Source organism: Actinomadura logoneensis (assembly GCF_003428695.1).
In the GTDB taxonomy this organism is placed as follows: Bacteria; Actinomycetota; Actinomycetes; order Streptosporangiales; family Streptosporangiaceae; genus Spirillospora; species Spirillospora logoneensis.
This window is the reverse complement of sequence record NZ_QURH01000994.1, coordinates 1-10996: the sequence shown is the minus strand read 5'-3', so window position 1 is coordinate 10996 and position 10996 is coordinate 1. Positions and strand designations below refer to the sequence as shown.

The window sequence follows — 10996 nt, the reverse complement described above, 5'->3', positions numbered from 1 at the left end:
CCGCCTCGGCCCGGCGGGCGCGCCACGGTCGCGCGGCGACGCCGCCGAGCGCGATGCGGCAGTCGCGGACGACGCCGTCGGCGACGTCCAGCGCGGCGGCGATCGAGACCAGCGCGAACGCGAACGACGCCCGCTCGCGCACCTTCCGGTAGGTGCCCGGCATGTCCAGGTACGGGACGCGGACGTGCGTGATCAGCTCGCCCGGGCGCAGCGCCGAGTTGCGGACCGGATCGTCCCCGTAGAGGTCGTCGAGGCCGATGTCGCCCCGGCCGTGGATCCGGACGGTCGCGTCCAGCGCGGCGAGCGCCACCGCCATGTCGGACGGATGGGTCGCGACGCACTCGGGCGTGTGGCCGAGGATGGCGAGGTTGTGGTGCTCCCCTTCGCGCGCCGGGCATCCGGTTCCGGGTTCGCGCCGGTTGCAGGCGCGCGTGACGTCCTGGAAGTAGGAGCACCGGGTGTTCTGCAGCAGGTTGCCGCCCACGGTCGCCATGTTCCGGATCTGGCCGGACGCGCCCGACAGCACGGCCCGTGCGAGGATCGGCGAGCGCTCCCGGACGACCGGGTGCGCCGCGAGGTCGGAGTTGCGGACGGCCGCGCCGACGAGCAGCCCCCCGTCGTCGGCCTCGATCTCCGCGTGGGGCAGGTGGGTCACGTCCACGAGGCGGGACGGGAGGGCGACGCCGAGGCGCATGAGGTCCACCAGGTTCGTGCCGCCGCCGAGGTAGGCGGACCCGTCGGTGTGCTCCGCGACGGCGTCGGCGGCGGTCGCGGCCCGCGCGTACGTGAACGGCCTCATCCGGCGGCCCTCCGGACGGCCTCGACGATGTTCACGTACGCGCCGCAGCGGCAGAGGTTGCCGCTCATGCGCTCGCGGATCTCCTCCCCGGACGGCTCGGGATCGGCGGCGAGGTCGTCCATGGCCGCGCTGGGCCATCCCGCCTTGACCTCCTCCAGCATCCCGGCCGCCGAGCAGATCTGGCCGGGCGTGCAGTACCCGCACTGGAGGGCGTCGCACTCGACGAAGGCGCGCTGGAGCGCCGACAGGCCGTCCTCGCCGGGACCGTGCGCGTCCGCCAGGCCCTCGATGGTGGTGACGCGCGCGCCGTCCGCCGCGACGGCGAGGACCAGGCAGGCGTTCACGCGGCGGCCGTCCAGCAGGACGGTGCAGGCGCCGCACTGGCCGTGGTCGCAGCCCTTCTTCGGGCCGGTCACGTCCAGCCGCTCGCGCAGGAGGTCGAGGACGGACGTCCGGGTGTCCACGGCGACCTCGTGCGGCTGCCCGTTCACCACCATGCTGACCTGGGCTTTTTCCGACATGCTCGGAACCTACCCGCGATGTCTCCGGCCCACTCGGGCCGAGATCCCCGTCCCCTCCGCCCACGGTTCCTGGTCAAGCCTGAGATCCCGGCGCGGGCGGTGTGGTCAGACCTTGCCGAGGAATCCGGGGTCGCCGGTTCCCATCTGCCGGGCGAAGTCGGCCGCCATACCCAGCACCTCGCGCATCGGCACCGCGCGCCGGCTGGTCTTCGCGATGTCCTCCTGGGCTTCCCGCGTCCACAGGAAGGGGTGGACGGAGATGCCCTGCGATCCGGTCAGCGCCGCCGCCTCTTCGCGCCAGCCCGGCCAGCGCATCCCCTCGTAGAACTTGTCGAGACCACCGGACGCGAGCCAGGAGAGCCAGGCGGAATGCCCCACGTCCAGCGCCTCCCAGGCCAACGTGTCGGGTGCGAAATAGGTCATCTGACCGGGATCGCCGGGCCTGCCGTCGGCCGCCGGATCGTGGCCGTTCAGCGCGAACACGCCGCCCACGACGTCATGGCCGACCACCAGGCCCGTCGCCGGAAACCACGCCGGATCGAAGTCGGCGGGGAACGCGTTGACCCGCGCGAGACTCGGCAGTCCCCCGGCGACCTCGGCCGATCCGCCGCCGAACACCCGGACCCATCCGCCGTCGATGAGCAGCCCGCCGCAGTTCAGCACCAGCCCGCCGAGAGCCGACCGGGCCGTGACCTGCAACTGGAGGACGGCACGGTGGGCCTCGTCCCGATCGACGGGAAGGACCGTGACGGACGCGGGTCCGGCCGCGAACACCTCCCGCAGTCCGGGCCAGGCCGGGTCGTCCACGTTGGTCAGCTCATCGAGTTCACGCATCCGGCCATGGTCCCAGCCCGCCCGTGCCCGGCGGCGGAACCGGCACGAAGTAGGCAGCATGTGCGGTTGGCTTGCGCCTTGGTTCAGGCCTCGGAGAGAGACGGCCCCGGTCAGAGGCGGCCTCGGCGGCGCTTGGGGCGGAGGCGTTCGAGCTGCCACCAGGCGAGGGCGGTGAAGACGACGCCGAGGCCGGCCAGGACGCCCATGTCCAGGGCCCACGTGTTCAGGTCGGGCAGCCAGATCCGGTCGGGCTTCAGCGACGACGGGATGATGTGGCCCAGGTCCACGGTCGCGGCCGTGGCGGCCAGGCCCCAGCGGGACGGCGCCAGCCACGCGACCTGTTCGAGGCCCGGCTTGCCCGACAGCCGGACCAGCGCGCCGCACAGCACGAGCTGGGCCATGGACAGGACGATCAGCAGCGGCAGCGTCTTCTCGGAGCTGTTCACCGACGCCGACACCAGCAGGCCGAGCGTCATCGAGACCAGGCCGAGCAGGCCGGTCGCGAGCACCAGTTCCAGGAACGGGGAGGTGAACACGCCGGACGGCGGCAGCTTCACGCCGACCAGCCCGATTCCGACCAGCACCACGGCCTGGACGGTCGTGATGAGGCCCAGCACCAGCAGTTTCGAGGTGAGGTAGACGCCCGCGGACAGCCCGGCGGCGCGTTCCCTGCGGTAGATCGTGCGTTCCTTCACCAGCTCGCGGACGGCGTTGCCGGTGCCGACGAAGCAGGAGGCGAAGATCAGCACCATCAGCTTGGACGCGGCGTCCGCGTTGGTGCCCGGCGGCCCGGTGAGGCCCTTCGGCGCCGGGATGGCGGCGATCAGCCCGCCCATGATCAGCGGCATCAGGCCGAGCAGCACCAGGTACGAGCGGTCCGAGGTGATCACCGAGAGGTAGCGGCGGCACAGCGTGGAGAGCTGGGCGAACTTGCTCTGCCGGGGCGGCGGCGGAGCGGGCGGGCGGGCGTCGGTGGGGCCGACCGCGCCGCCCATCCCGTGCCCGACGTACCGGGCCCAGCGCGGCGACGTGCGGAACTCGCCCGCCCAGTCGCGGTCCGGCTCGCGGTCGAACGCCTGGAACACCTCGGCCCACGCCTTCGCGCCGAAGTGCCGCAGCCCCTCCTCGGGCGGCCCGTAGTAGGCCATCCGCCCGCCGGGGACGAGCACCAGCAGCCGGTCGCAGGCGACGAGGTTCTCGGTGCTGTGGGTGACGACGATGACCGTCCGGCCGTCGTGCGCCAGCTCCTTCAGCAGTTCCATGACGGTCTTGTCCAGGCCGGGGTCGAGGCCGGACGTCGGCTCGTCCAGGAAGAGCAGGGACGGCTTGGTCAGCAGTTCCAGCGCCACCGACACCCGCTTGCGCTGGCCGCCCGAGAGCTTGTCGATGCGGGTGCGCGCGTGCGGGGTGAGGCCGAGCTCGGCCAGCACCTCGTCCACCCGCCGCTCCCGCTCGTCCCTGCGGGTGTCGCCGGGGAACCGCAGCTCGGCCGCGAACAGCAGCGCCTGCCGGGTCGCGAGCTGGGTGTGCAGGATGTCCTCCTGCGGGACGAGCCCGATGCGGTGCCGCAGCTCGTCGTAGTCCGCGTACAGGTCGCGGCCGTCGTAGCGGACCGTCCCCTCGGTGGCGGGCCTCGTCCCGGTCACCGCGCCCAGCAGCGTGGACTTGCCCGCGCCGGACGGGCCGATCACCGCGACCAGCGACCGCTCCGGGATCGGGAACCCCACGCCGTCGAGCAGAACCTTGTCCTCGGGGGTGCGGACGGTGAGGTCCTGCACGAGCACGGACACGTCGCCGGTGTCGACGAACTCGCGCAGCTCCGTCCCGACCAGCCGGAACGTGGCGTGCCCGATGCCGAGCAGGTCCTCCTCGGCCAGCACCGCCCGGTCGATCCGGACACCGTTCACATAGGTGCCGTTGTGGCTGCCCAGGTCGATGATCTCGGCCCGGCCGACGTCCGTCATCCGCAGTTCGGCGTGGTGCCGCGACACCACCAGGTCGGGCACGACGACGTCGTTGTCGGGCGACCGCCCGATCCGCAGTGTCGTGCCGCCCGCCAGGTCGCGCCGCGGCTCCCGCGCGTCGCCCGCGCCGTTCGGCTGGGAAGGTCCGGGGACGATGCGTCTGTCCTGGCTGTGCCCGAGAGGCCGGTCTCGTCCTTGCGCGGGGGCCTGGGGGCGCGGCTGCTCGGTTCCCTGCGGGTATCTCGGTGGTGCGTGGCCGTTGGACGGGCCGTAGGCGGCGCCCTGGTCCGGCGCGGGCCGGGCGTCGGGCCTGTGGGCCTGCCGTCCGGCGTCCGGGACGGGGTTCTGCGGACGCACGGGAGGTCGCGCACGTCCGGTCTGCGGATATCCCCGGCCCTGCGACTGCTCCGGAACGCGCGGCGGCCCCTGCTCGCCAGGTGGCGCGTAGCCCGGACCCCTCGCCTGCTCCGGCCGCCCCTGGGGCGTGGGGAGCCTGAAGATCTGGCTGGGGTTGCGGTCCACGGCCGGCCGCGGGTCCGGCGGACGGAACGCCGAGCAGGCCAGCGGGGCGCCGTCGGCGGCGTTGCCCAGGTGGAACAGCCGCTCGCCGTCGATCACCATGCGCTGGACGCGGCGTCCGTCGAGGAAGGTGCCGTTCCGGCTGCCCGCGTCCTCCAGCACCCACCCGCCGGGCTCGGAGCGGAGGACCGCGTGGTGCCAGGAGACGCGCCCGTCGGTCAGGACGATCTCGGACTCCGGGTCGCGCCCGACCCGGTACGTCCCGCCCGGACGCAGCCGGTGGACCCGCTCCCGGGTCCGGACGACCAGGAGCGGCGCTGCCATGGACCCGGCCGAGGGACCCGCCGTCATGCCCGGAGTGTAAGACGCCGCACCCGCCATTGACAGGACGGTTCCGGCGGCTTTGCATGAGTCCATGCCGTCCCAGCGCGTGCCGCTTCCGCGGGATGCGCGCGCGCCGGTCCGGCCGACCTCGCATGTATCAGCGGAAGCTCGCGTCCCCTCCGTTCCCGGCCGTCCCCGGGAAGGCGGCGTGGCCGGTCCCGGCCGCGCGCGTCCCGGGCGTGTCCGGGCGCGGGGATCACCACCGCCGGCGACCGCGCTCCGCCCCGCTCCCGCGACCATCGGCACGGACCCCCGGGTCCCCTCAACTGAGACGGCGTGGAGATGAAGATCGAGTCGGCTGTCCGGCCGTCCGCGCGCGGGCGGGCCGGGACCGTTGCGGGAGACGACCGCGCCCGGCGCCGGCCGGGGAGGTGGCGGGCGTGAGCGCGGCGGTGACCCGCGAGGACCGGTTGCCGCAGCCGCCCCGGCGGCGCCGCCGGTGGCCGGTCGTCCTCGTCGTCCTGGTGGTGCTGCTCCTGCTCCTGCTGGCCGCCGACCGGGTGGGGGTCCTCGTCGCCGAGGACGCCATGGCCGGCGAGATCAAGAAGGAGGGGTTCCCCAGCAAGCCGGACGTGACGATCGGCGGGTTCCCGTTCCTGACCCAGGTCGTGGACCGGCACTTCGACGACGTGCGGCTGAAGGCCAGGAACATCGCGGCGGGGCCGCTGAACGTGACGCGGCTGGACGCGCGGGCGACGGACGTCCGGCTGAACTCCGACTACCAGAGCGGGACGCTCGGCAAGGTCACCGGCGAGGCGTTCGTCGGGTTCGGCGACCTCGCCAAGGCGGGCGGGAGCGGCCTGGAGTTCCAGGCGGACGGCCCCGACAAGATCAAGGCCAAGGTCGGCGCGTTCGGGCTGGACGCCACGGCGGTCGCGTCGGTGACCAAGGTCGGCAACAGCATCCGGGTCCGGACCCTGTCCGCGGAGGGCCTCGACCTGACCGGCCTGGGCGACGATCTCGACTTCACCGTCCCGGTGGGCGGCCTTCCGATGGGGATGCGGTTCGACAGCCTGAGCGTCACGGGAGCGGGTGTGAAGCTGCGGGTCAGCGGCTCCGACGTGAAGTTCACCAAGGACGGCGGAGCGTCCTGAGCACGGACGGAGCCCTGCTAGAGTTGTCCTGTCGCCGACGAGATCCGGCGACGGGCGCCGTTAGCTCAATTGGCAGAGCAGCGGACTCTTAATCCGCGGGTTCGGGGTTCAAGTCCCTGACGGCGCACCCGCTTTCAGCAGTGAGAAACACGGCCGGGGATTTCCTCCCCGGCCTTTTTCTTTTTCCTCTTCCCTTTTCCGCTTCACCGTGGGCGCGATTTGTCCTGAATGTGACGGTTGGCACCAGTTGTGCGGGGGTTTCGGGGACGACCTCGGGGCGTCAGCGGCGGGCTGGCGGAGGGGCGGAAGTTCGCCATCGTCCGGAAAGCGCTGATCATGGCGGTCCAGGTTCCGGCAAACCGCCGTTTCGGGGGTGACGAAACACCGAAGACCCTCTGACATGGGAACTTCGGTGACATTTCCGTGGTTCGTGCGGCGTCCGGTCGGCAGCCGGCGCCGGACGGGTCCGCTGGTGGCCGGGGTGGTCGGGGTGGCCGGGGTGGTCGGGCTCGCGGCGCTGTCGGGGTGCGGGACCGAGCGTGCCCGCTCCACCGACCTGGAGGCCGTGGCCAAGCCGCCCGGACGGCACGGGACGGCCAAGGCCGCCCGTCACGGAGCCGACCGGTTCACCGTCGTGGGGACGGGCGACTTCCTCCTGCACGGGGTGCTCATCGAGCAGGCGGCGGCCGACGCCCGCGCGCGGGGTGAGCGCGGGTACGACTTCATGCCGATGCTCGCCCGGCTCAAGCCCGTGATCAGCCAGGCCGACCTCGCGGTGTGCCACCTGGAGACACCGGTCGCCGCACGGTCCGGGCCGTACAGCGGGTATCCGGTGTTCAACTCGCCGCCGCAGATCGTGGACGCGATACGCAGGCTCGGGTACGACACGTGCTCCACCGCCTCCAACCACGCCATCGACCAGGGCGGACGCGGCGTGCGCCGCACCCTCGCGGCGCTGGACCGGGCCGGCGTCGGCCATGCGGGAACCGCGCGCGGGCCGCGGGAGGCGGAGCGGATCGACCTCCACGACGTCAAAGGCGTCAAGGTCGCGCAGCTCGCCTACACCTACGGGACCAACGGCATTCCGAAGCCGGCCGGGCAGCCCTGGCTGGTGAACGACGGGCTCGCCCCCGGGAAGATCCTCGCCGACGCCGCGCGCGCCAAGGCGGCCGGCGCGGACGTCGTGATCCTCAGCCTCCACTGGGGCGAGGAGTACCAGCACGCGGCCACGTCCGCCCAGCGGCGGCTCGCGCGGACGCTCCTCGCGTCACCCGACGTGGATCTGATCCTCGGCGACCACGTCCACGTCGTCCAGCCGTTCGAGCGGTTCCACGGGAAGTGGGTCGCGTACGGGATGGGCAACCAGGTCGCCAATCCGTCCGCGAACGCCGAGGGCACGCACGAGGGGCTCGTCGCGCGGTTCACCTTCACCCGGGACGCGTCGGGCGGGTGGACGGCCCAGCCCTCGTACGTCCCGACCTTCGTCCGGCCGGGGCCGCCCATCAGGCTGCTGACCGCCGGACCGGCGGACCGGCGCGTCCTGGAGCGCACGGGACGCGTCGTCGGGAGCCTCGGCCACCGCGTTCCGCTCGTGACCGTGCCGCCCGCGACCGTCGAGGAGACCACCCAGCGCTGACCCGCGGCGCGGTGCCGACCCGCGGCGCTGACCTGCGACGCGGCCCGGCGGTGCGGTCCGGCTCAGGTCATCGGGGGTGGGACGAGAGGTGCTCGCCGACCTGGCGGACCAGGACGGTCATCTCGAAGCCGATCTGCGCCGGGTCGACGTCGGCGTCGGTGAGGACGGTCAGGGACGCGCCCTCGCCCGCGGCGGTGACGAACAGGAAGGCGTCCCGCATCTCGATGACCGTCTGGTGGACCTCGCCCGCGCCGAAGTGCGTCTGCGCGCCGCGCGCCAGGCTCTGCAGGCCGGCGGCCAGGGCGGACAGGTAGTCGGCGTCCTCGCGGTCCAGACCCGAGGACGCGCCCATCAGGATGCCGTCCGCGGACTGCAGGACCGCCCGGGTCACCTGGGGGACGCGGCGGACCAGGCCGTCGATCAGCCAGTCGAGCCGGTCGAGCCGGTCGGTCGGTTCGCCCCGCTGCGGCGTCACGGGTGTTCCTCTCGTCGGGTTTCAGGGCTCGGGTCCGGGGCGCCCGCGGCGTCACCGAACGTCGTCACATGATCGCATCGACGGAAGACCAAGATCCACAAAACCAGACAAATGATCAAATCAACGGCTATGGTGTCCCGAGTTTTCGACCCCGCCCGACGCTCCCAAGCTTGAGAGACGACGCCCGTGAAGAGCTCTCGCCGACGCTCGATCAAGTTCTCGCTCTACAGCATGCTCGTCATCCCGCTGGTCTCCCTGGTGGTCCTCTGGGCGTTCGCCGCGCAGAGCGTGGCGAGCCAGGCGATCGACCAGCGGAACATCGACACCGCCAACAAGATCTACGGCAACGCCGTCCAGCCGATGCTGATCACCCTCGCCCAGGAGCGGCAGGAGTCGGTGGTCTGGCTCGCCGCCCGGCGCAAGCAGCCGCGCAGGGCGATGGACGCCGTCCGGCAGCGGATGGACGGCACGATCGTCCAGATGAACAAGGCCGCACGGTCCGGCGCGTTCCAGGACACGCTGACGCCGCTGATGAAGCAGCGGCTCGCGGTCCTCATCGACAAGCTCAACCGGATCAACACCGTGCGGGGGCAGGTCGACTCCGGCGCGTTCAACAAGCTCGCCGCGTTCGACGCCTACAACGACATCCTCGACGCGCACTTCCGTTTCATCTACCTGCTGGTCGCCGAGAACGGCTACCAGCAGGCGTACCACCTGACCGGCATGTCCCGCGCGATGGAGCTGTCCGGACGCGAGGCCGCGCTCGTCGGCGGCGTCCTGGTCGGCGGCGGGCGGATGAGCGCGGACGAGCGGACCGCGATCGCGCAGCTCGTGTTCGAGCGCCGGTACCTGGAGCGGACCAGCCTCTCGGAGTTCAACGAGGCCAACGGCGCGCCGTACAAGGAGGCGCTCGGGTCGCCCGAGATGAAGAACTTCACCGCGGTGGAGGACAGGGTCCTGGCCGTCCCGACGTCCGCCCGGCTCAAGATGAACCCGGTGACCTGGCAGACCGCGGTCGGCGGCTACATGCAGCAGATGGACGGCGCGCTCGGCAAGTCGCGCGTCACGCTCGCCGCCGACGCCAAGAGGACCTCCGACGACACGCTGCTGCGGCTCGCCCTCATCGGCGGCATCGGCCTGGCCGCGCTCCTGCTGACCGCGCTGCTGATGCTGCGGTTCGGCCGGCGCATCGTCCGCGAGCTGCGCGCCCTGCAGAGCGCCGCGCACGACCTCGCCGACCAGCGCCTCCCGGACGTCGTGACCCGGCTGAAGCGCGGCGACGAGGTGGACGTCGCGGTCGAGGCCCCGCCGCTCACCGTCGGCAGGTCGGCCGAGGTGGAGAGCGTCGCCGAGGCGTTCTCGACCGTCCAGCGCACCGCCATCGAGGCCGCCGTCGGCCAGGCCGACCTGCGCAAGGCGGTCAGCGGCGTGTTCCAGAGCCTCGCCCGCCGCAACCAGTCGCTGCTGCACCGCCAGCTGTCCATGCTGGACACCCTGGAGCGCAAGGCCGCCGACCCCGACGACCTCGCCGACCTGTTCGCGATCGACCACCTCACCACCCGGATGCGGCGGCACGCGGAGGGCCTGATCATCCTGTCCGGCGCGGCGCCCGGCCGCGGCTGGCGGCACCCGGTCGGCATCCTGGACGTGCTGCGCGGCGCGATCGGCGAGATCGAGGACTACGCGCGCGTCGAGGTCGTCAGCACCGCCGAGGAGGGCATCGACGGCGCGGCCGTCGCCGACGTCATCCACCTGCTGGCCGAGCTGATGGAGAACGCGGTCACCTTCTCGCCGCCGAACACCCCGGTCGAGGTGGACGCGGGCATGGTCGGCCGCGGCTTCGTCGTGGAGATCCAGGACCGCGGGCTCGGCGTCAGCCCGGACAAGCTCGCCCGGCTCAACGAGCGGCTGCGGAGCGAGCCGGAGTTCGAGCTGTTCGGCGGCGAGCAGCTCGGCCTGCTGGTCGTCGGGACGCTCGCGCACCGGCACGGGATCAAGGTCGTGCTGGAGCCGAACTCCTACGGCGGGCTGAAGACGATCGTCCTGCTGCCGCACTCCATCGTGGTGTCCGCGGACCGCATCGGCCGCCGGGACGAGCCGTCCGGCGCGGACGCCGCGCCGGGCGCGGAGAAGGCGGCGCGGGACGAGACGGCGCGGGAGGAGAGGGCACGGGACGAGGACGAGGAGACCGTGCGCAAGCCCGTCGCCGTGGTGGCCGCCGAGGAGCCCGCCCCCGAGGAGGACGGGTGGGTCGCGGTCGCGCCGACCGGACGGTTCGGCGGCACCGCCGCCAACGGCGGGCCCGTGACGTCCGGCGTGTCTGGACCGGCCTCGCGGAACGGCATCGGCGGCTGGGAGGACGGCCCCGAGCCGCAGGACGCGTCCGGGACCCGGTCCGGCGCGCACGCCCTCCCGCAGGAGCCCCAGCCGTCGGCTTCGCGCGCGGGCGCGCACGAGACACCGCGCGCGGGCGCGCATGAGACACCTCGCGCGGGTGCGCACGAGGCTCGGACGCCGGACGGGCTTGAGCGGGCAGGCACACACGAGGCTCCGCGTGTGGGCGCGCATGAGACGCCGCGCGCCGGTGTCCACGAGGCCCGGACGTCGGGCGCGCATGAGGCACCGCGCGCGGGTGCGCGCGAGGCTTCGCGCGGGGGTGCGCGCGAGGCTTCGCGCGGGGGTGCGCGCGAGGCTTCGCGCGGGGGTGCGCACGAGGCGCCCGTGGCGGGTGGGGACGCGGGGACGCATGCCGGGATGCCCCGGCGCGTGC

Annotated in this window: 8 protein-coding genes and 1 tRNA gene; 4 read left to right on the top strand and 5 right to left on the bottom strand. The window is 73.1% G+C overall.

The features are described 5' to 3' along the window. The 4 genes from DZF91_RS34030 to DZF91_RS34015 all read right to left on the bottom strand — a co-directional run. Window positions 1-799 (bottom strand): FAD binding domain-containing protein (locus DZF91_RS34030; protein WP_117361145.1); only part of this gene is annotated, 799 nt, incomplete at its 3' end. Continuing rightward, window positions 796-1320 (bottom strand): (2Fe-2S)-binding protein, encoded by a 525-nt coding sequence (locus DZF91_RS34025; protein ID WP_117361144.1) that lies wholly within the window; start codon window positions 1318-1320, stop codon window positions 796-798. The genes DZF91_RS34030 and DZF91_RS34025, both read right to left, overlap by 4 nt. Before the next feature lie 105 nt (window positions 1321-1425). Continuing rightward, window positions 1426-2154 carry a DUF2625 family protein gene (locus DZF91_RS34020; protein WP_117361143.1) on the bottom strand — a complete coding sequence of 243 codons (729 nt, stop codon included), beginning with the start codon at window positions 2152-2154 and terminating at the stop codon, window positions 1426-1428. A gap of 110 nt (window positions 2155-2264) precedes the next feature. Then, window positions 2265-4988, bottom strand: a complete 2724-nt coding sequence (locus DZF91_RS34015; protein WP_199487084.1) for an FHA domain-containing protein — start codon at window positions 4986-4988, stop codon at window positions 2265-2267. Between the two features lie 413 nt (window positions 4989-5401). On the opposite strand from DZF91_RS34015, the gene DZF91_RS34010 reads away from it, so the two are divergent. From DZF91_RS34010 to DZF91_RS34000, 3 genes are all read left to right on the top strand, one after another. Next, window positions 5402-6115, top strand: a complete 714-nt coding sequence (locus DZF91_RS34010) for an LmeA family phospholipid-binding protein (RefSeq protein WP_158588106.1) — start codon at window positions 5402-5404, stop codon at window positions 6113-6115. Window positions 6116-6169: 54 nt separating this feature from the next. After that, window positions 6170-6242 (top strand) — tRNA-Lys (locus DZF91_RS34005). Between the two features lie 285 nt (window positions 6243-6527). Continuing rightward, a complete protein-coding gene (locus DZF91_RS34000) occupies window positions 6528-7751 on the top strand; it encodes a CapA family protein (protein WP_199487083.1) in 1224 nt (407 codons plus the stop codon). 67 nt (window positions 7752-7818) lie between these two features. On the opposite strand, the gene DZF91_RS33995 is transcribed toward DZF91_RS34000, so the two are convergent. Then, window positions 7819-8226, bottom strand: a complete 408-nt coding sequence (locus tag DZF91_RS33995) for a roadblock/LC7 domain-containing protein (protein ID WP_117361139.1) — start codon at window positions 8224-8226, stop codon at window positions 7819-7821. A 186-nt stretch (window positions 8227-8412) separates the two neighbouring features. Between DZF91_RS33995 and DZF91_RS33990 the strand changes: the two genes are divergently transcribed. Further along, the coding region (locus DZF91_RS33990; protein WP_117361138.1) for a sensor histidine kinase at window positions 8413-10996 on the top strand (2584 nt) is incomplete at its 3' end.